The organism is Enterobacter cloacae complex sp. P2B, from assembly GCF_014895985.1.
Taxonomy (GTDB): domain Bacteria; phylum Pseudomonadota; class Gammaproteobacteria; order Enterobacterales; family Enterobacteriaceae; genus Enterobacter; species Enterobacter bugandensis.
The window spans coordinates 169948-191390 of the sequence record NZ_JADBQQ010000007.1 but is presented as its reverse complement, the minus strand read 5'-3'; the positions used below and the strand labels follow the sequence as shown (position 1 = coordinate 191390).

17 protein-coding genes and 1 other annotated feature are annotated in these 21443 nt (G+C 56.6%); of the genes, 6 read left to right on the top strand and 11 right to left on the bottom strand.

Annotated features, from left to right (window positions below; translation table 11 throughout):
• Positions 1 to 31: 31 nt before the first annotated feature.
• Positions 32 to 1708: a YbaL family putative K(+) efflux transporter gene (gene ybaL / locus IM313_RS07250; protein WP_045260697.1), complete on the top strand. Its 1677-nt coding sequence runs from the start codon at positions 32 to 34 to the stop codon at positions 1706 to 1708.
• A 92-nt stretch (positions 1709 to 1800) separates the two neighbouring features.
• On the opposite strand, the gene IM313_RS07245 is transcribed toward ybaL, so the two are convergent.
• The 9 genes from IM313_RS07245 to IM313_RS07205 all read right to left on the bottom strand — a co-directional run bounded on the left by IM313_RS07245 (position 1801) and on the right by IM313_RS07205 (position 11168).
• Positions 1801 to 3105, bottom strand: a complete 1305-nt coding sequence (locus IM313_RS07245) for an inosine/guanosine kinase (protein ID WP_045260696.1) — start codon at positions 3103 to 3105, stop codon at positions 1801 to 1803.
• A 62-nt stretch (positions 3106 to 3167) separates the two neighbouring features.
• Positions 3168 to 4130: a ferrochelatase gene (gene hemH / locus IM313_RS07240; protein WP_045260695.1), complete on the bottom strand. Its 963-nt coding sequence runs from the start codon at positions 4128 to 4130 to the stop codon at positions 3168 to 3170.
• Positions 4131 to 4254: 124 nt separating this feature from the next.
• Positions 4255 to 4899, bottom strand: coding sequence for an adenylate kinase (gene adk / locus IM313_RS07235; protein WP_006809841.1), 645 nt, complete (start codon positions 4897 to 4899; stop codon positions 4255 to 4257).
• 194 nt (positions 4900 to 5093) lie between these two features.
• Entirely contained in the window at positions 5094 to 6968 is a 1875-nt protein-coding gene (gene htpG, locus IM313_RS07230) for a molecular chaperone HtpG (protein WP_045259919.1), read from the bottom strand.
• Positions 6969 to 7078: 110 nt separating this feature from the next.
• A complete protein-coding gene (recR, locus tag IM313_RS07225) occupies positions 7079 to 7684 on the bottom strand; it encodes a recombination mediator RecR (protein WP_048999083.1) in 606 nt (201 codons plus the stop codon).
• A complete protein-coding gene (locus IM313_RS07220; RefSeq protein ID WP_003858972.1) occupies positions 7684 to 8016 on the bottom strand; it encodes a YbaB/EbfC family nucleoid-associated protein in 333 nt (110 codons plus the stop codon). Before IM313_RS07220 ends, recR begins: the two co-directional genes overlap by 1 nt.
• 54 nt (positions 8017 to 8070) lie before the next feature.
• A complete protein-coding gene (gene dnaX / locus IM313_RS07215) occupies positions 8071 to 9999 on the bottom strand; it encodes a DNA polymerase III subunit gamma/tau (RefSeq protein ID WP_047367624.1) in 1929 nt (642 codons plus the stop codon).
• Positions 8677 to 8741, bottom strand: a sequence feature (DnaX frameshifting element). Its footprint overlaps the gene before it by 65 nt.
• An 88-nt stretch (positions 10000 to 10087) precedes the next feature.
• Positions 10088 to 10639, bottom strand: coding sequence for an adenine phosphoribosyltransferase (gene apt / locus IM313_RS07210; protein ID WP_000127359.1), 552 nt, complete (start codon positions 10637 to 10639; stop codon positions 10088 to 10090).
• Between the two features lie 151 nt (positions 10640 to 10790).
• Positions 10791 to 11168, bottom strand: a complete 378-nt coding sequence (locus IM313_RS07205; RefSeq protein WP_063942743.1) for a DUF454 family protein — start codon at positions 11166 to 11168, stop codon at positions 10791 to 10793.
• A gap of 50 nt (positions 11169 to 11218) precedes the next feature.
• Here IM313_RS07205 and priC point away from each other — a divergent pair, with 50 nt between their 5' ends.
• Positions 11219 to 11746 (top strand): primosomal replication protein N'', encoded by a 528-nt coding sequence (gene priC / locus IM313_RS07200; RefSeq protein WP_028012193.1) that lies wholly within the window; start codon positions 11219 to 11221, stop codon positions 11744 to 11746.
• A 14-nt stretch (positions 11747 to 11760) separates the two neighbouring features.
• Complete coding sequence (gene rsmS, locus IM313_RS07195) at positions 11761 to 11937, top strand: pleiotropic regulatory protein RsmS (RefSeq protein ID WP_032644839.1); 177 nt, start codon at positions 11761 to 11763, stop codon at positions 11935 to 11937.
• Between the two features lies 1 nt (position 11938).
• On the opposite strand, the gene mscK is transcribed toward rsmS, so the two are convergent.
• Together mscK and acrR are read right to left on the bottom strand one after the other, a co-directional pair.
• Entirely contained in the window at positions 11939 to 15286 is a 3348-nt protein-coding gene (gene mscK / locus IM313_RS07190; protein WP_028012192.1) for a mechanosensitive channel MscK, read from the bottom strand.
• A 112-nt stretch (positions 15287 to 15398) separates the two neighbouring features.
• Entirely contained in the window at positions 15399 to 16052 is a 654-nt protein-coding gene (acrR, locus tag IM313_RS07185) for a multidrug efflux transporter transcriptional repressor AcrR (protein ID WP_048999075.1), read from the bottom strand.
• A gap of 141 nt (positions 16053 to 16193) precedes the next feature.
• Between acrR and acrA the strand changes: the two genes are divergently transcribed.
• From acrA to tomB, 3 genes are all read left to right on the top strand, one after another.
• Positions 16194 to 17387: a multidrug efflux RND transporter periplasmic adaptor subunit AcrA gene (gene acrA / locus IM313_RS07180; RefSeq protein WP_028012190.1), complete on the top strand. Its 1194-nt coding sequence runs from the start codon at positions 16194 to 16196 to the stop codon at positions 17385 to 17387.
• 22 nt (positions 17388 to 17409) lie between these two features.
• Positions 17410 to 20556 carry a multidrug efflux RND transporter permease subunit AcrB gene (acrB, locus tag IM313_RS07175; protein ID WP_041911061.1) on the top strand — a complete coding sequence of 1049 codons (3147 nt, stop codon included), beginning with the start codon at positions 17410 to 17412 and terminating at the stop codon, positions 20554 to 20556.
• A gap of 510 nt (positions 20557 to 21066) precedes the next feature.
• Positions 21067 to 21441: an Hha toxicity modulator TomB gene (gene tomB, locus IM313_RS07170; protein ID WP_028012188.1), complete on the top strand. Its 375-nt coding sequence runs from the start codon at positions 21067 to 21069 to the stop codon at positions 21439 to 21441.
• Positions 21442 to 21443: the final 2 nt, after the last annotated feature.

Below are 21443 nucleotides of genomic sequence, written 5' to 3'. Positions count from 1 at the left end.
AAATGGAACACTCACCACGAAAGGAGACGGAATGCACCACGCCACACCGCTTATTACCACCATTGTTGGTGGACTTGTGCTCGCTTTTATCCTTGGCATGATTGCCAATAAGCTGCGTATTTCTCCTCTTGTCGGCTATCTGCTGGCAGGTGTGCTGGCGGGACCGTTTACGCCAGGTTTTGTTGCGGATACCAAACTGGCTCCTGAACTGGCGGAATTGGGCGTGATTCTGCTGATGTTTGGCGTCGGTCTGCATTTTTCGCTGAAGGACCTGATGGCGGTAAAGTCGATCGCCATACCCGGAGCGATCGCCCAGATAGGGGTGGCGACGCTGCTGGGCATGGCGCTTTCGGCAGTGCTGGGCTGGTCGCTGATGACCGGCATCGTCTTTGGGCTGTGCCTCTCCACCGCCAGTACCGTGGTGCTGCTGCGCGCGCTTGAAGAGAGGCAGCTGATAGACAGCCAGCGCGGGCAAATCGCGATTGGCTGGCTGATTGTAGAAGATCTGGTCATGGTCCTGACGCTGGTACTGCTGCCCGCCGTCGCCGGGATGATGGAAAAAGACAACGTCGGCTTCGCCTCGCTGGCGCTGGATATGAGCATCACCATCGGTAAAGTGGTGGCGTTTATCGCCATCATGATGCTGGTGGGTCGCCGTCTGGTGCCGTGGATCATGTCCCGCAGCGCGGCAACCGGCTCCCGCGAGCTGTTTACCCTCTCCGTGCTGGCGCTGGCGCTGGGCATCGCCTTCGGTGCCGTTGAGCTGTTTGATGTCTCCTTTGCCCTGGGGGCGTTCTTCGCCGGGATGGTGCTGAACGAATCCGAGCTGAGCCACCGTGCGGCGCACGACACGCTGCCGCTGCGCGATGCGTTTGCCGTGCTGTTCTTCGTCTCCGTCGGGATGCTGTTCGACCCGCTGGTGCTGATCCAGCAGCCGCTGGCCGTGCTGGGCACGCTGGCGATCATTATTTTTGGTAAGTCGCTCGCGGCTTTCTTCCTGGTGCGAATGTTCGGCCACTCCCCGCGCACGGCGCTGACCATTGCCGCCAGCCTGGCGCAGATCGGTGAGTTCGCCTTTATTCTGGCCGGTCTGGGCATGGCATTGAACCTGCTGCCACAGGCGGGGCAAAATCTGGTGCTGGCAGGGGCAATCCTCTCCATCATGCTAAACCCGGTATTGTTTGCCCTGCTGGAAAAATACCTCGAGAAGACCGAAACCCTCGAAGAGCAGACGCTGGAAGAGGCAACGGAAGAAGAGAAGCAGATCCCGGTGGATATTTGTAATCACGCCCTGCTGGTGGGCTTTGGCCGCGTGGGTAGCCTGCTCGGCGAGAAGCTGATGGCTCAGGGGATCCCGCTGGTGGTGATTGAGACGTCACGCACCCGCGTGGATGAGCTTCGCGAGCGCGGGATTCGTGCGGTGCTGGGCAATGCGGCAAACGAAGAGATCATGGAGCTGGCACATCTGGACTGCGCCCGCTGGCTGCTGCTGACCATTCCAAACGGTTATGAAGCGGGTGAGATTGTGGCCTCCGCGCGTGAGAAGTGCCCCGGTATTGAGATCATTGCCCGAGCGCACTATGACGACGAGGTGGAGTACATTACCGAGCGCGGCGCGAATCAGGTGGTGATGGGCGAGCGTGAGATTGCGAATACCATGCTGACGCTGCTGACGAAGCCGCCAGTTGAAGAGGCGGTGACGGGGTAAGTTTGCTGCGGCCTGATGCCCTCACCCTGGCCCTCTCCCCAGGGAGAGGGAACAAATACTAAAAACGGCAACCACAGGTTGCCGTTTTGCTTTTACCTGTCCCAGTACGCCTCTTCGAGGCTATCTTCTCGTTCCGGCAGACCGCGCGTTAAGCGCGGTGAATGCTGGTTCAGCACCTGATAGCTCACGCGGTTGGCGTACTTGCACACCTGCGCCAGCGACGAATAGGTCAGCCAGCTGAACTTGTGCTTGCTGGAGTTCGGCACGTTAGTTTTGTGATAGGCGTTCGCGGTAATGTCATGCAGCAGCGCGGCAAGCGCGCCGTCGCCCGCGCCGTTAGTGTTCATGATCTTCTCCGGCCCGCCCATATACGGCGCAATGTGGGAGTAGATACGCAGCGGATTCACGCAGTCTTTGTGGCGCATGCCGCGGCTGAACTCGTACTGGTTGAACTCCGCAATCGCCCCCGGCAGCAGCGGGTGCTGGGTTTTGCGCTTGCTCTCTTCTTCCGTGAACCCCGCCATATACAGCCCAACCGGACCCGCGGTGCAGAGCACCAGATCCACCCAGTCCAGCGCTTTGTCGGACGCCAGTAGCGGATCGCTTTCACCGGTCAGCGCCTCGGCCTCTTCTTCGTTCATCGCCAGAATGGAGACGTGCTCTTTCAGGAAGGTCTGCCACCACTCCGGGTTATCGGCAATCACGAATTTGGTGCCCAGGGTTAACACTACCGGCACATCGTACTTTTTCGCGTACTCAATCGCCTTCATGGTCGCTTCCGGCATAGGCTCGCCCGGCTTGCAGCGCACCAGGTAGGAGGTCAGTACCAGCGCAGACGCGCCCGCGATCACCTCTTCGGGAATGCTTTCCGCGCGCAGCTTGTTCATGTGGCCCGGGCTGATGGCAAAGGTACGCTCGCCGGATTCGCCGATCAGCGTAAAGCAGCGGCCAATCGGCCCGTCTACGCCCTGGAGATAGTTAAGATCGGTGCGGCTGGAGGTGTTGCACAGGTAGCGGTAGGCGTAGCCACCGATTTCGATATTGCTGCACATCACGCCGAGCAGCACCGAGCGGTCATCTGCCAGCACCGAGTAATTGTGCATGGTGTTGCCGATGGTACCGCCAGCGAACTGATGGGTAATCAGATTTTCGCGCACCAGCTCCTGATACAGCGCTTCGGCAACGTCGTCCTCAATCACCAGCGAGTGACCGGCGCTCAGACCGTAACGGGCGACAAACTCATCATCCACTTTCGCTTCAATGTCCACCAGCGTCTGGTCGATACCGACAACCCAGGCCGCGCTGGTTTCATTTTCAGGCTGGATTTGCTGCAGGAGCGGATCGCGGGCATCGACGGGAAAGTAGTGTTTGGATTTGCGTTTACCGGGAAATTTCATGGTCTGAACTGTACGAAGAATATGGGCCGGGAATGGTAGCACAAACCCGGCCCGGAGTGCGATCAGCGGCTGTTCGTCACCAGCGAGACCATCATGTCGATATGCTCAGGTGAGTCGTTAAGCGCCGGAATGTACTCATACTTTTCGCCGCCGGCCTCAAGGAAAAATTCCCGGTTTTGCACCGCGATCTCCTCCAGCGTTTCAAGGCAGTCCGCCGAGAAGCCCGGCGACATCACCTGAATGTGCTTCACGCCCTTCTCGCCGAGCATTTTGAGGGTTTCATCGGTGTACGGCGTCAGCCACGGCTCGCGGCCAAAGCGCGACTGGAAGGTCATCATCACCTTCTCCGGCGGCAGGCCAAGGGCGGAGACCAGCTCGCGGGTGGTATCGCGGCAGCGCTGGGGGTAATCATCCCCTTCATTGGCGAAACGCTGCGGAATACCGTGATAGGAGAGCAGCAGCAGATCCGGTTCGCCGTGCTTTTCAAACGATGCTCGGGCGCTGTTGGCAAGCGCCTTAATGTAGAGATCGTTATCCGCATAATCGCGAATAAAGGTCACGCCCGGAATGCGGCGGCGGGTTGCCAGAATGCGGGCAAGCTCGTCCCAGACGGCGGCCACCGTCGAGCAGGAGTACTGCGGATACAAGGCCAGCACGACGATATGATCCACGCCCTGTGCCAGCAGCGCATCGACGGCGCTTTCCAGCGAAGGTTTACCGTAGCTCATGCCGAGTGCGACGGGCATATCCGGCAGACGGGCGGCCAGCGCTTTTTCCTGACGACGGCTGTACACCATCAGCGGCGAGCCCTCTTCCATCCAGACGGACTGATAAAGTTTGGCGACGCGCGGAGAGCGAATCGGCAGAATGACGCCACGCAGCAGCGGCCACCACAGCAGTCTCGGAAAATCCACGACGCGCGTGTCGCTTAAAAATTGTCGCAGGTAGCGTTTTACCGCCGCTGGAGTGGGTGCTTCTGGGGTGCCCAGATTGGCAAGCAGGATGCCGGTTTTCGCCTGACTCATTCACGCCTCTTAACCATTTGATAGGTTGTCAATTGTAGCGGAAATGCGTTTAAACGAAACCCATTGCTGTAATAGGTAAGATGAGAATATTTCTCACCCGGGAGCCCGGGTGAGAGGCGCGCGATTAGCCGAGGATTTTTTCCAGCTCTGCACGTACGTCAGCCACGGCTTTGGTGCCGTCAACTTTGGCGTATTTGGTGTTACCCGCCTGCGCTTCTTTGGTGTAGTAGCCAATCAGCGGCGCGGTCATCTGATGGTATTCCACCAGGCGTTTACGCACGGTCTCTTCCTGATCGTCTTTACGGGTGGTCAGCTCTTCGCCGGTCACGTCGTCTTTGCCTTCAACCTTAGGCGGGTTGAATTTGATGTGGTAAACGCGGCCAGAGGCAGCGTGTACGCGACGGCCAACGATACGGTCAACGATCAGCTCGTCCGGTACGTCGAACTCCAGAACGTAGTCCACGTTGATGCCCGCTTCTTTCATGGCGTCAGCCTGAGGAATGGTGCGCGGGAAGCCGTCCAGCAGGAAACCGTTACGGCAGTCTTCCTGCGCAATGCGCTCTTTAACCAGCGCGATAACCAGCTCGTCGGTTACCAGCTTGCCTGCGTCCATGATGTCTTTCGCTTGTTTACCCAGCTCGGAGCCAGATTTTACAGCGGCGCGCAGCATGTCACCGGTGGAGATTTGCGGAATACCGTATTTCTCCATGATGAACTGAGCCTGAGTTCCTTTACCCGCGCCCGGAGCGCCAAGCAGAATAATACGCATTGCGAAAATCCCCTCAAATGTCGTTTCAATTTTTCAAAAGCGCTAAACAATACCACCAGAACGGGCGTGGCTCAAGGAAGGCGGGAAGGCTGAAACGGTTAATGGGGGGAGATAATTTGGGAGAGTGCGGTCTGGTGCCCTCACCCCGGCCCTCACCCACGGGGAGAGGGAGAAGACCAGGGAGACATGGTCAGTTACGCCAGCAGCAGCGCATTCACACGTTTAATGAACAGGTTAGGATCTTCCAGGGTGCCGCGCTCGGCCAGCAGGGACTGATCCAGCAGGAGTTCAACCCACTCGGCAAAGCGAGCTTCGTCCTGGGTATCCGCCGCGCGTTTCACCAGCGGATGATCCGGATTAAGCTCAAAGATATATTTCACTTCCGGCACGGCCTGGCCCGCCGCGGCGAACAGCTTCGCCATCTGGGTGCTCATTTCGTCCGCATCGGTGGTGACAATAGCCGGAGTATCGGTCAGACGGTGCGTAAAGCGCACCTCTTTCACGCGGTCGCCCAGCAGGGTTTTGACACGCTCAACGAACGGCTCCAGCGCCTTCTCGGCTTCTTTCGCGCTTTCGTCCACTTCATCCGCCAGCTTGTCGATGGACTCGTCGGCTTTGGCAACGGACTGGAACGCCTTACCGTCGAACTCGGTCAGGTAGTTCATCATCCACTCGTCGATGCGGTCAGAAAGCAGCAGCACTTCGATGCCTTTCTTACGCAGCAGCTCCAGATGCGGGCTGCTCTTCGCTGCCGCATAGCTGTCGGCGGTGATGTAGTAGATCTTCTCCTGCCCTTCCTTCATGCGGGAGACGTACTCTTCCAGCGACACGGTCTGGGCGGAGGAGTCGGTATGCGTAGAGGCGAAGCGCAGCAGTTTGGCGATAGTTTCAACGTTCGCCATGTCTTCAGCCGGGCCTTCTTTCAGCACCAGGCCGAACTGTTTCCAGAAGGTCTGGTATTTTTCCGCGTCGTCTTTCGCCAGTTTTTCCAGCATCTGCAACGCACGTTTGGTCAGAGCGTTACGCAGATTACGGGTAACGGTGCTGTCCTGGAGGATTTCACGGGAGACGTTCAGCGGCAGATCGTTGGAGTCTATCAGGCCACGAACAAAGCGCAGGTAGTTCGGCATGAACTGCTCGGCGTCGTCCATGATGAAGACGCGCTGCACGTACAGCTTCAGGCCGTGCTTGTGATCGCGGTTCCACATGTCCCACGGTGCCTGTGCCGGAATGTACAGCAGGCTGGTGTACTCCTGCTTCCCTTCCACGCGGTTGTGGCTCCAGGTCAGCGGGTCGGTAAAGTCGTGGGCGATGTGCTTATAAAACTCGTTGTACTCGTCGTCTTTGATTTCAGCCTTGTTACGCGTCCACAGCGCCTGCGCCTTGTTGATTTTCTCCCAGGAAACAACGGTTTCACCGTCTTTCTCTTCCTGTTTTTCAATCTCTACCGGCAGCGCGATGTGGTCGGAATATTTGCTGATGATGGAGCGTACGCGCCAGTCGTTCAGGAAATCATCTTCGCCTTCGCGCAGGTGGAGGGTGATTTCGGTGCCGCGATCCGCTTTGGTGATGTCATCAACGGTGTATTCGCCTTCCCCTTTGGATTCCCACAGCACGCCGTTCTCGGCGCTGTCGCCCGCCGCGCGGGTGCGCACGGTGACTTTGTCCGCCACGATGAACGCCGAGTAGAAGCCTACGCCGAACTGGCCAATCAGCTGGCTGTCTTTCGCCTGGTCAGAGCCCATGGACTCCAGGAACGCTTTGGTGCCGGATTTCGCGATGGTCCCGAGGTGGTCGATGACCTCGTCGCGGTTCATCCCGATGCCGTTATCGGCAATCGTCAGGGTGCGGTTCTCTTTGTTGAAAGAGACGCGCACGCGCAGCTCGCCGTCGCCTTCGTACAGATCCGGGTTAGACAGCGCGCGGAAGCGCAGCTTGTCCGCCGCATCGGAGGCGTTGGAAATCAGCTCACGCAGGAAAATTTCTTTGTTGGAATACAGGGAATGGATCATCAGGTGCAGAAGCTGTTTTACTTCTGACTGGAAACCACGGGTTTCTTGTCCTTTCATCTATGTCGACCTCAACAATGCCATTTAATGGGGTTTTAAAACGTTGAGTGAGAGATGGGGATACGGGGGGAAATTTTCAAGCGGAGGCCGCGCGCGCGGCCTCCGTTTGGTCAGAAAATAATCTTGTGACGTCCGGCCAGAGAGTGCGACAGCGTGGTGCCGTCGACCATTTCCAGCTCGCCGCCGACCGGCACGCCGTGGGCGATGCGGCTGGCGTCAACGCCGTACTGCGCGCACAGCTCGGCGATGTAGTTGGCGGTTGCCTCCCCTTCCACCGTGGGGTTGGTGGCGAGGATCACCTCTTTGATCATTTCGGATTCAAGACGCTGTTCAAGGCGGTCAAGACCGATATCGTCCGGGCCAATGCCGTCCAGCGGGGAGAGATGCCCCATCAGCACGAAATAGCGGCCGGAAAACTGCCCGGTTTGTTCGATGGCGTAGATGTCCGCCGGACTCTCCACCACGCAAATCTGGCCGTTCTCCTGACGACGCGGGTTCGTACAGATGTTACACACGTCCTGCTCGGTAAAGGTCCGGCAATCCGCACAGTGACCAATTTCTGACATGGCGCGGGTCAGAGCCTGCGCCAGGCGCATCCCGCCGCTGCGGTCGCGCTGCAATAGCGTAAACGCCATGCGCTGCGCCGACTTCGGGCCAACGCCCGGCAGGCAGCGCAGTGCTTCCATTAACTGCGTGAGCAGCGGACTGGTTTGCATCAGAATGGCATCTTAAAGCCCGGCGGCAGCTGCATACCGCTGGAAACAGAGGCCATTTTCTCTTTCTGGGTTTCGTCGATACGGCGAGCGGCATCGTTAAACGCGGCTGCTACCAGATCTTCCAGCATCTCTTTGTCGTCTTCGAGCAGGCTCGGGTCGATTTCAACGCGACGGCAGTTGTGCGCACCGTTGATGGTCACCTTGACCAGACCGGCACCGGATTCACCCGTGACTTCCAGCTGAGCGATCTCTTCCTGCATCTTCTGCATTTTTTCCTGCATCTGCTGAGCCTGCTTCATCAGGCCACCCAGACCGCCTTTTCCACCAAACATAGGCTTCTCTCTTCTTTCACGTTTAAGGATTACAACCGTAAGTCAGACTCACGATCAAATGGGGCGAATACTCTCTTCATCCAGATCGGCGTCGAAGAACCGGCGCAGGGTCTGGATGTTGTTATCCGCAATAATTGCCTCGCGCGCCTGCGCGAGCTTCTCTTCATAAATGGCCTGGCGCCACTCGAGCGGCGTTTTCACTGCCGGATTATCATCTTCAATGATAGTCAATTCAACCGGTGAACCCTGTAAAGCAGCAAGCGCCTCGGCCAACGCCTTTTGCGCGCCAGGGGAATTGAGGTGCCGCTGGCCCGGACGCAGATGCAGACGCACCTGATTGCCGTCCTGCTCTTTCCAGGCGTTCAGCGCGACCTGCTCCACCAGCTTCGGCAACTGGAGTTGGCTGACCTCAGCGGCCCAGGCGTCGCGCGCGATGGACTCTTCGGCGAGCTTAGCGGAAAGCTCCGGCGTTTTTTCATGCTCCAGCGCCTTTTTCAGCGCTTTCGGCGTGGCGACCACTTCCTTGACCGTTTCAACAACGGTGGTCGCCTTCCAGCGGTAAGCCTCTTCTTTCACCGGGGCTTTCTGCTCGAGCGCGGACGGTGCCGGACGCGACTGTACGCGCTCCGTTACCGAGGCCAGTCGTTCAAGCGCGGCGTTGTTCACCGGCCGCGCTCTTCCTGGCGCTGCCGGTTCACTCTTTTTTGGTTTGGTTACTCCCTGCGCACGCTGCAGCTGGCTGCGTGCGGCAAGCACCGAACTGGTGGCATCCGACAGCGGCACGTTTTGCTGTGGCGGCGGCGTCGGCTGCGGAGGCACCTGCTGCGGTGACATTACCGCCGTAGGGGCGACCGGGGCAAAAGACTGCCGCGGCGCTTCCGGTTCCGGCAACGGCATGCGCGGGTGGAACGCCAGCGCGCGCAGCAGCGTCATTTCGACGCCCATCCTGGGGTCCGGCGCGAACGGTAACTCTTTGCGGCCAATCAGCAGCGTCTGGTAATACAGCTGCACGTCGGCAGGCGGCACGGTGCGGGCAAGTTCACGCATCCGCTGTTCAATAGCGGCCATATCCGCACCGATGGCCGACGGAGACAGCTGCAGCATCGCCACGCGGTGCAGCAGGCTGAGCATCTCAACCAGCAGCGCTTCCCACTCAATACCGCGGGCAGCGGCCGCGTTCACCAGCGACATCACGCGCTCGCCGTTGGCGGCAATCATCGCTTCGATGAGCGACAGCGCCTGATCGTCATCCAGCGTGCCGAGCATGGTGCTGACCGCTTCGGTCGAGAGCTTGCCGTCACCGCTGGCAATCGCCTGGTCGGTCAGGCTTAGCGCATCACGCAGGCTGCCGTCAGCCGCGCGGGCCAGCAGCTGCAGGGCGCGCGGCTCGTGAACGATCTTCTCTTCATCAAGGATGTGCTCAAGCTGAGCGCGGATCTGCTCAACGTCCAGCGCCTTCAGGTGGAACTGCAGGCAGCGCGACAGGATGGTGACCGGCAGCTTTTGCGGATCGGTGGTCGCCAGCAGGAATTTAACGTGCGCGGGCGGCTCTTCCAGCGTTTTCAGCAGGGCGTTAAAGCTGTGGCGCGACAGCATGTGCACTTCATCGATCAGGTAGACCTTGAAGCGGCCGCGCGCCGGGGCGTACTGCACGTTGTCGAGCAGATCGCGGGTGTCTTCCACCTTGGTGCGCGAGGCGGCGTCGATCTCGATCAGATCGACAAAACGCCCCTGCTCGATCTCGCGGCAGTTGTCACACACGCCGCACGGGGTGGCGGTGATCCCGGTTTCGCAGTTCAGACCTTTCGCCAGCAGACGGGCAATAGAAGTCTTACCGACGCCGCGGGTGCCGGAAAAAAGATAGGCATGATGGATGCGACCTAGCGACAAGCCGTTCGCCAGGGCCGTCAGCACATGTTCCTGACCGACAACGTCAGCAAAGGTTTGTGGTCGCCATTTACGGGCTAACACCTGATAACTCATGGGCAGGCTCTGCAACGCTGGAAGGTGAATTTATGGAGGGGAATGCTATCACAACCTCACCCATTGAGCGAGGTTGTGAAAACCGGGATTAATGACCCGGGAAAGGCACCAGGCTGTAGCTGGTAATGCCCTGTTTTTCCAGGCGCTGTTCACCGCCAAGATCGAACAGGTTGATGATGAAGGCCGCGTCGGTCACTTCACCACCCAGACGGCGGATCAGCTTGACGGTCGCTTCAATGGTGCCGCCGGTTGCCAGCAGATCGTCAACCACCAGCACTTTGTCGCCAGGCTTGATCGCATCAACGTGGATTTCCAGCTGATCGGTGCCGTACTCCAGCTCGTAGCTCTCCGCGATGGTTTCACGCGGCAGTTTGCGCGGCTTACGCACCGGCACAAAACCCACGCCCATCGCCAGCGCAACCGGTGCGCCAAAAAGGAAGCCGCGGGCTTCGGTACCTACTACTTTGGTGATCCCGGCGTTTTTATAACGCTCCACCAGCAGTTCAATGCTGAGCGCGTACGCTTTCGGGTCTTCCAGCAAGCTGGTGACATCACGGAAAAGAATGCCAGGCTTTGGATAGTCCTGGATACTTTTGATGCTATTTTTCAGATATTCAAGCTGCTGTGCAGTTGCGGTCATCGGTTTGTGCCTAAATGAAACAGTGTTACTCACGGCGCGCGACGAGTCGGTCAAAGTAACAGTTGTTTAACCTTTGACCAAGCGCACCTGTGCTCGAAAACGGTCGAATTTACTGGCTGCGCGCCATAATTGCAACCGCCATGATGAGGCTTCAGTGCTTTTGTTGCTTTTCATCAACCACGGGGATCCGCCACATGAAGATCAGCAGGCAGGCCAGGATCGCCAGCAGCAGAATACGCACCCACATCATGTTCACCAGCCATAACGAAACGGCGAAGGTGATCAGGATAAAGGCAATGGCGCGCGGCTTGGCCCCGGGCGGCATGGCCCGGTGTTTTTGCCAGTGCCGCAGGTAGCCGCCAAACCACGAGCGGTACAGGAGCCAGTGGTGAAAACGCGGCGACGAACGGGCGAAGCACCAGGCGGCCAGCAGGATAAACGGGGTGGTCGGCAGCAAGGGCAATACGATGCCCAGCGTACCCAGCACTACCGCGAGCCAGCCAATGATGATTAAAATAGTACGCTGCATAATGCGAATCGTTATCAAACTGAACGGCTACTTTACCACTGGAGAGCGCATTGAAAACAGCACTGCTTCTTGAGAAGCTGCAAAATCAGCTGATCGCTCTGCGGGCGCAGGCCACGCCGCTGATGGGACACGCCACGCTGAAACCGCGCTTTGACCGGCAGCTTTTCCGCACCCGCAGCACCGTCATTCAGGATTACCTTGCTGAGATGCAGACCAACCTCGATGAGCTTCGCCACGCGGTTGAGAGTGAACAGCAGGAACAGGTGGTGTGGCTTGCTGAGCATCTTACCGAGCAGATCGCCGCCCTGCACCGCGAAATCGCCGCCTGGCCGCTACGGGTGTGGGACAGCGCCTCGCCTGGGCTGGGAAAATGGCAGCGCAAGCGGCTGGAGAACCAGGAGTTTGAGCGGCGTCTGTTTGAGATGAAGCGCGAGCGCGAAGCCCGCCTGAACAACAGCGAAACGCTGGAAGAGCAGCAGCTATTGATGCGCGAGATTAGCGCGCTGGAAGGCCGCATCGTCCGCTGCCGTCAGGCGCTGGATGATATTGAACGCGTGATTGAACGCCTGACCCGTTAACTGGAGCCACATCTATGTCACTGGAAAATGCACCCGATGAGGTCAAGCTGGCCGTCGATTTGATTATGCTGCTAGAGAATCATGAGATCCCCGCCGGGACGGTGCTTAAAGCGCTGGAGATTGTGCGGCGGGATTTTGAGGGGAAACTTCCCCCTCACCCTAACCCTCTCCCCGTGGGAGAGGGAAAATAGATTAAGCCGGAGTCGGGTCGTCGCCCTTAATGTCGCGCTTCACTTCCGTATGCTCATCACCTTTCTCGTTACGCAGGTGAACCTCAAGCTGGTTGAAGGCGATATTAATATCGTTTTCACGGCACAGGCGATCGATAGAGCGGTTAAGCTCATCCACCGTGTAGCTGCGGTCGCGCAGCTCGCGCACGTATAAACGCAGCTCGTGATCCAGCGTACTCGGCCCAAAGGTGGTGAAGAACACAGCCGGGGCAGGATCGTGCATCACTTTCGGATGCTCAGACGCCGCCTTCAGCAGCACCTCTTTCACCTTATCCAGATCCGATCCATAGGCTACGCCCAGGCGGATCACCACGCGCGTCACCGTATCAGAGAGCGACCAGTTGATCAGACGCTCGGTCACGAACGCTTTGTTCGGGATGATCACCTCTTTGCGATCGAAGTCGGTGATGGTGGTCGCACGAATTCGGATCTTGCTGACGGTCCCGGAGAACGTGCCGATGGTGACGGTATCGCCGATACGCACCGGACGTTCGAAGAGGATAATCAGGCCGGAGACAAAGTTACCGAAGATCTCCTGCAGGCCAAAACCAAGACCGACCGAGAGGGCCGCCGCCAGCCACTGCAGTTTATCCCACGAGACGCCCAGCGAGCCGAATACCGTCATCGCCCCGACGATAATGATGACGTAATTCAGGATGGTGGTGATGGCGTAAGACGCCCCCTGGCGCAGGTTCAGCCTTGAGAGCACCAGCACTTCCAGCAGACCCGGCAGGTTACGAATCAGCGCCCAGGCCACCACCGACGACACCAGCGCAAACAGCAGGCTGCCCATGGTGACGCTTTTCATCACCGCCGCGCCGGCTTCGGTACCGTTGTACTGCCAGAGGGTAATACTGTCGAGATAGGCGAAGACGGTAATTAAATCAGACCAGATCGCCCAGAACATCACCGCAAACAGCGCGATCATCACCAGCATGGTGATACGCAGCGTCTGCTGGTTAACCTGCTCCAGCGCGATGGTCGGCTCTTCCTGCGGCTCCGCGCCTTCAGCCCCCTCTTTCACCTGATGCTGACGACGCGCAATGGCACGACGGTAAGCAATGCGGCGGGCCGCGACGCTTAAGCCGCGCAGCACGGTCTGATAGAGCAGGTTCCAGACGATCACCAGATAGACCGTCTCGATCCAGCGCCCGGACAGGCGCAGCGTGGTGTAGAAGTAGCCCGTTGCCGTAAGCACCATCAGCGCCAGCGGAATGATCGCCAGCACCGTCACGGTGGCCAGACGGATATTGTGGGACTCTTTATCACGCCAGCTGTCGCGGCACATCGGCCACATCAGGATCGCAATCAGCAGCAGGTTGAGCAGAATGACCAGTTGACCCAGCACATCATCCATCAGATGCAGCGGGGAAAGCTCGGAGACTACCGACCAGAAGTGCAGCGGCAGGAGCGCCAGGCTGACGCGCACAATCTGGCGACGCCAGTGGCTGGTCAGCTGAGCCGGCATGTTGAAGTGACGCACCGCCACGCCGTCTTTTTCGAGCACCTTCCAGCACACGCCAAATACCAGCCAGAACAGCGCCAGTTTTTTACTGAACGCCCAGAGCAGATCGCTGACGTTAAGCTGCATCGTGAGCAGGATCAGGCCCACGGCCAGAATAATCAGGCACACCGGCAGCGCGCGAATGAGATCGATCAGAATCGCTTTTGGCGTATGGAGCTGGCTGTCGTTACGCAGTTGCCCCACTTCCGAGGCCAGCTTCGCCTGGTACTGTTTCAGCCATTTCAAACGCCAGCGGATCAGACCGGCAATCAGCAGCAGCGGTAAGCCCGCCAGGAAAGCAATCATTACCGCAGGCCAGGCTTTCTCCCAGTTCACGGTGATTTTCATGCTCTTAATCTGCGTTTTCAGCGTCTCCGGGAAGGACTTAATCCAGTCCCAGTCCATCGGCTTGTTGCTGTTCACCCAGAAAATCTGCTGCGTCAAAATCTCCTGCAGGCTTTTTGACACGCTGACCAGCTGCTGCTGGTTGATCTGCAGGTTAATTGCCATCATCAGCTGGTTGCCCAGCTGTTTATTGAGCTGGTCCAGCAGTTCACGGCGCATATCCACCACCTGGAGCAGCGCGTCATGCACTTCCGGGTTTACGTCACTGGAGTGCCCCTCTTCAATTTTGGCGACGAAGGCATCACTCTGGAAAAGAGCATCGCGCTGCTGGTTGACGTCAAACTGTTCCAGACGTAAATCCGCAATGCGGTTGGTCATGTCCTCCAGCTCGTCGGCAGACGGCAGCGTCTGCTGCTGCTGGTAGAGAATACGCGACAGCAGGAGGCTGCCCTTCAGAACCGCGATCTGCTCTTTAATGTTGCGTTCCGCCTGCAGCGCGCGATCCAGCCAGTTCTTCACTTTGATATTTTGCTGAACCAGCGAGTTGCCGCTTTCCGTCGCCACTATCAGGCGCTGGCTGAGCTGGTGGTTAGCCTCAAGCTCCTGCTTCACCAGAGGATTCGCCTGAATACGGGCGGTTTCGTCAGGGGATACGGCCTCCTGGGCGGTTTTTTCAGTCAGCGTCAGGCGCTTGCTGTTAACAGCTTCCTGCAGCAACTGAAGCTGATGTTCCAGACGATTAATGTTCGCGGTGACGTAATCACGCTGCTTCTGGAGCGTGTCCTGCAGCACCGTATTCCCTTCCAGGCTTTTACGCTGCTGTTCAATTTGCGCATTGAGCAGCGACTGCTGAACCAGCAGCAGGGTTTGCTGGGTCGGGCGCAGCGTGCCCTCCCCTACCGTCGTGCCGTTCAGGCGGTTGCGGATCTGCTGCAGCTGCTGAGACGCGGCGTACATCGCGTTTTGCACGCGCTCGGGCTGGGTTTGCAGGGAGACGAGCTGGCTGTTATAGGTAGCGAGATCGGACTGTGCGGTTTGCAGATCGTCGAGCAATTGCGCGACGCGCGATTCCAGCTGGCGTAAGGAGAGCGTGGAGAGCGTTTTGCGCGTTTCATCGTCGTTATCGACGTCGCTTAGCGCGCTTAGCGCTTCCGTGGCCTTACGCATGTTCTCCGGCGCCTGCGCCACCTTCTGACGAAGCTGTGCAGTTTCAGCCTTAACGCGTTCAATTTTATCCAGCGTTTCCAGCGTTTCCGTCAGATCCTGCTGCGTCAGTTTTTCCTGAGGAGAGAGCTCTTTTTGTTTGTTCAGGGTGTCGAGCTGCGACTGAACATCAGCGCGCGTGGGGATATCGTTACTGTTGTCGGCGCGGGCCCAGGTCAGCGGCGCCGTGGCGAAGAAAAACAGCATAGCAAAGAGCAATGCAAATACAGGATGTTGCGAGCGATTGATGGGCAGCATAGTTGTGAATGATGTCAGCAGATGACCGAAAATAGTCCGGCGTGAAGAATATCACGCTCGTCGGAAGCAGAATAGCGAGAACGTAAGCCTCTGAGATAAATCCTGGAAGGGCTCAGGCCGTGAGCGAAGGGGCGTCGCTGCGCAGCGTCGGGCAGAGCTGTAGCATTTCCAGTAAAATCGCGACGTAGCTGCGGGCTTCCGCTTTAAGATCAAACGATTGCGGCGCAAACAGCCAGTTTTCCATCAGACCTGAAATGTAGCTGCGCATCAGGATGGCCGCCCGACGGGTGAGTAAATTGGCCGGTAACAGCTTTGCCTGCATACACAGGTTCAGGTTCTGTTCGATTCGATCGTAGCTCTCCAGGCTGAGGCTGCGCTGCGCCTGTTGCACCACCGCCATTTCGCCCACGAACTCACATTTATGAAAGATAATTTCCATCATTAATCTGCGACGCTCTTCAACTACCGTTGCTTCAAGGATATATACTAATATTTCTCTTAATACTGAGAGTGGATCGTCAGGGAATTTTGCCCGATACTCACTCTCGAGATCGCTAATGCTGGACTCTGAAAGCTCCCAGATTTCACTGAACAGATCTGACTTGTCTTTAAAATGCCAGTAAATCGCTCCCCGCGTCACACCGGCAGCCTGAGCAATTTGCGCCAGCGAGGTAGAAGAAACACCCTGCTGAGAGAACAAACGTATCGCCACATCCAGAATGTGTTGTCGGGTTTCCAGCGCTTGTTGTTTAGTTTTTCGTGCCATAGGTGGGTGAATTTACAGGAGTCAGATTTACATACATTTGTGAATGTATGTACCATAGCACGACGATAATATAAACGCAGCAACGGGTTTTTAGACTCAGGACCCTTGATCAATTTGAAATCGGACACTCGAGGTTTACATATGAACAAAAACAGAGGGTTAACGCCTCTGGCGGTCGTTCTGATGCTCTCAGGCAGCTTAGCGCTTACAGGATGTGACGACAAACCGGCTCAACAAGGAGCTCAGCAGGCGCCAGAAGTCGGCGTTGTGACACTCAAATCTGAACCTCTGCAGATCACCACAGAATTACCTGGCCGTACAAACGCTTACCGCATTGCGGAAGTGCGTCCTCAGGTTAGCGGCATTATCCTGAAACGTAACTTTACCGAAGGCGGCGATGTGAAGGCCGGTGAGTCTCTGTATCAGATTGATCCCGCGACCTATCAGGCTTCTTATGAAAGCGCGAAAGGTGACCTGGCTAAAGCACAAGCGGCAGCAAAAATTGCCCAGCTGACGCTGAACCGCTACCAGAAACTGCTCGGCACGAAGTACATCAGCCAACAGGATTACGATACCGCGCTGGCAGATGCCCAGCAGGCTAACGCGGCCGTGGTAGCAGCCAAAGCGGCTGTCGAAACTGCACGCATTAACCTGGCCTATACCAAAGTGACCTCCCCTATCAGCGGTCGTATTGGTAAATCTGCCGTGACGGAAGGGGCGCTGGTGCAGAACGGGCAGACCACTGCGCTGGCTACCGTGCAGCAGCTTGATCCGATCTACGTTGACGTGACGCAGTCCAGCAACGATTTCCTGCGCCTGAAACAGGAGCTGGCTAACGGCACCCTGAAACAGGAAAACGGCAAAGCCAAAGTGGAGCTGGTTACCAACGACGGTATCAAGTTCCCGCAGGAAGGTACTCTGGAATTCTCTGATGTGACGGTCGACCAGACCACCGGTTCCATCACCTTACGTGCGATTTTCCCGAACCCTGACAAAAATCTGCTGCCAGGTATGTTCGTTCGCGCGCGTCTGGAAGAAGGAACGAATCCAACCGCACTTCTTGTTCCACAGCAGGGTGTGACCCGTACGCCACGCGGCGATGCGAGCGCACTGGTTGTTGGGGCAGATAACAAAGTCGAAACGCGCAATATCACCGCCACGCAGGCGATTGGCGATAAATGGCTGGTGACGGAAGGTCTGAAAGATGGCGATCGCGTGATTGTTACTGGTTTGCAAAAAGTACGTCCTGGCGCGCAGGTAAAAGCACAGGAAGTGACATCTGACGATAAACAACAAGCTTCGGCCGCTGGCCAGTCAGAACAAACCAAGTCTTAACTTAAACAGGAGCCGTTAAGACATGCCTAATTTCTTTATCGATCGCCCCATATTTGCGTGGGTGATCGCCATTATCATCATGCTGGCCGGGGGACTTGCGATCCTGAAGCTGCCTGTTGCGCAATATCCAACGATTGCGCCACCGGCGGTAACGATCTCCGCAACCTACCCGGGGGCTGATGCGAAAACGGTGCAGGATACCGTGACTCAGGTTATCGAACAGAACATGAACGGTATCGATAACCTGATGTACATGTCCTCAAACAGTGACTCCACCGGTACGGTTCAGATCACCCTGACCTTTGAATCCGGTACGGATGCGGACATTGCGCAGGTTCAGGTGCAGAACAAACTGCAGCTGGCAATGCCTCTTCTGCCGCAGGAAGTGCAACAGCAGGGTGTGAGCGTCGAGAAATCGTCCAGCAGCTTCCTGATGGTTGTCGGCGTTATTAACACCAACGGCACCATGACGCAGGAGGATATTTCCGACTACGTGGGCGCCAACATGAAGGACGCCATCAGCCGTACGTCCGGTGTGGGTGACGTTCAGCTGTTCGGTTCCCAGTACGCGATGCGTATCTGGATGGATCCGAACAAACTGAACAACTTCCAGCTGACGCCGGTTGACGTGATTAACGCGATTAAAGCGCAGAACGCCCAAGTGGCAGCCGGTCAGTTAGGCGGTACGCCGCCGGTGAAAGGCCAGCAGCTTAACGCGTCCATTATCGCGCAAACCCGTCTGACCTCCGCCGATGAGTTCAGCAAAATTCTGCTGAAGGTGAACCAGGACGGTTCGCAGGTTCGTCTGCGCGACGTGGCCAGGGTTGAGCTGGGTGGTGAGAACTACGACATCATCGCGAAGTTTAACGGTAAACCGGCGTCCGGTCTGGGTATCAAACTGGCGACAGGCGCGAACGCCCTGGACACCGCGACGGCGATCCGTGCGGAACTGAAGAAGATGGAACCGTTCTTCCCGTCAGGCCTGAAAATCGTTTATCCGTATGACACTACGCCGTTCGTTAAAATTTCGATTCACGAAGTGGTTAAAACGCTGGTAGAAGCGATCATCCTGGTGTTCCTGGTGATGTATCTGTTCCTGCAAAACTTCCGCGCGACGCTGATCCCAACCATCGCCGTGCCGGTCGTTCTGCTGGGGACCTTTGCCATCCTTGCAGCCTTTGGGTTCTCGATAAACACCCTGACGATGTTCGGGATGGTGCTCGCCATCGGCCTGCTGGTGGATGACGCCATCGTGGTGGTAGAGAACGTCGAGCGCGTGATGGCGGAAGAAGGTTTGCCGCCGAAGGAAGCCACCCGTAAATCCATGGGCCAGATCCAGGGCGCGCTGGTCGGTATTGCGATGGTGCTGTCCGCGGTATTTATCCCGATGGCCTTCTTCGGGGGCTCTACGGGTGCGATTTACCGCCAGTTCTCCATTACCATCGTCTCCGCGATGGCGCTGTCGGTACTGGTAGCGTTAATCCTGACGCCAGCGCTGTGTGCCACCATGCTGAAGCCGGTTCAGAAAGGCGGTCACGGCGAGCATAAAGGGTTCTTCGGCTGGTTTAACCGCATGTTTGATAAGAGCACGCACCACTATACCGACAGCGTGGGCAATATCCTGCGCAGCACCGGTCGTTATCTGCTGCTCTATATCATCATCGTAGTGGGGATGGCGTTCCTGTTCGTTCGTCTGCCAAGCTCGTTCCTGCCAGATGAAGACCAGGGCGTGTTCCTGACGATGGCACAGCTTCCGGCAGGGGCGTCGCAAGAGCGTACCCAGAAGGTGCTGGACGAAGTGACGGACTACTATCTCACCAAAGAGAAAGCGAACGTTGAATCCGTGTTTGCGGTTAACGGCTTTGGCTTTGCGGGTCGTGGTCAGAACACCGGTATCGCCTTCGTTTCTCTGAAAGACTGGGCGGATCGTCCTGGCGATGAGAATAAAGTTGAAGCGATCACGGGCCGTGCCATGGGCACCTTCTCGCAGATTAAAGATGCGATGGTCTTCGCCTTTAACCTGCCAGCGATTGTTGAACTGGGTACGGCGACCGGCTTCGACTTCCAGCTGATCGACCAGGGCGGTCTGGGTCACGAGAAACTGACGCAGGCGCGTAACCAGCTGTTCGGCGAAGTGGCTAAACACCCTGACCTGCTGGTCGGCGTACGTCCAAACGGACTGGAAGATACGCCGCAGTATAAGATCAACATCGATCAGGAAAAAGCGCAGGCGCTGGGCGTGTCCATCAGCGACATCAATACTACGCTGGGCGCGGCCTGGGGCGGTAGCTACGTTAACGACTTCATCGACCGTGGTCGCGTGAAGAAAGTGTACGTCATGTCCGAAGCGCAGTACCGTATGTTGCCGAACGATATTAACAACTGGTACGTTCGCGGCAGCAACGGTCAGATGGTGCCGTTCTCATCCTTCTCAACGTCACACTGGGAATACGGCTCTCCGCGTCTGGAACGTTACAACGGTCTGCCGTCGATGGAAATCCTGGGTCAGGCAGCACCGGGCCGAAGCACCGGTGAAGCCATGAATCTGATGGAAGAGCTGGCTAGCAAACTGCCTGCGGGTATCGGCTATGACTGGACTGGTATGTCCTATCAGGAACGTCTGTCCGGTAACCAGGCCCCTGCCCTGTACGCCATTTCCCTGATTGTGGTCTTCCTGTGTCTGGCGGCGCTGTACGAGAGCTGGTCAATTCCGTTCTCCGTTATGCTGGTGGTTCCACTCGGGGTTATTGGTGCGCTGCTTGCGGCAACGTTCCGTGGATTGACCAACGACGTGTACTTCCAGGTAGGCCTGCTGACAACCATTGGCTTGTCGGCGAAGAACGCGATACTTATCGTTGAATTCGCCAAAGATCTGATGGAGAAAGAGGGTAAAGGCCTTATTGAGGCGACGCTGGAAGCGGTGCGTATGCGTCTGCGTCCAATCCTGATGACCTCTCTGGCGTTCATCCTCGGCGTAATGCCGCTGGTTATTAGCTCCGGTGCAGGCTCCGGTGCGCAGAACGCGGTCGGTACAGGTGTAATGGGCGGTATGATCACCGCGACCGTACTGGCTATCTTCTTCGTCCCGGTGTTCTTCGTGGTGGTGCGCCGCCGCTTCAGCCGGAAGAATGAAGATGTTGAGCACAGTCATTCGGTAGAACCTCACTGATACCGGTTTCATATAATAAAAAGGCCGCATTTGCGGCCTTTTTCATTTTCAGAAAAAATCATAAAATAAGCTTATTGAGGTCCTATTTATTTTCTGTCATCTTAAACAGACATATCATATTTAACTGATAACTTAATAGGTGAACTCAGGATTTTTTTAAATCTATTTCCCTGCTTAAGTTGTTAGGAATATTCCTAATTAAAAGTTAAGACAAACGGAACTCCGGATGTGAACTTTTCTTATGGCTGTAAGCTAAGCCAATGAAATGTAAGGAAGCGAAAAAAACTATCGTTAATCCTGATAAAAAAGTTCAGTTTCGGATGAACATTTGCGTAGACGCTCGCAGCCTGCGGTTTTATTTGTAATTTTTCGTAATAGCGCGGTGAAATCCAGGAAGGAGTGGCTTATAGTTAGGTTATCAGGAACACAGCGCTCATGTAGCTAAGTCAGATGTATCCATCCCGACAATGATGTTCGGTGAGTAAGAAATCACTCAGAAGGGGATGCGCTATGGACGAGTACTCGCCAAAAAGGCATGATATCGCGCAGTTGAAATTTCTCTGCGAATCCTTGTACCATGACTGCCTTGCCAATCTTGATGAAAGCAACCATGGCTGGGTAAATGACCCTACGTCTGCCATCAATTTACAGTTGAATGAGCTGATAGAGCATATCGCTACCTTCGCACTTAATTATAAAATTAAGTACAATGAAGATAATAAGCTCATTGAGCAAATTGATGAATACCTGGACGACACCTTTATGTTGTTCAGCAGTTACGGCATTAACACTCAGGATTTGCAAAAATGGCGTAAATCGGGAAACCGGCTATTCCGCTGTTTCGTCAACGTGAGCAGAGCTAACCCGGTTAGTCTTTCCTGTTAAAA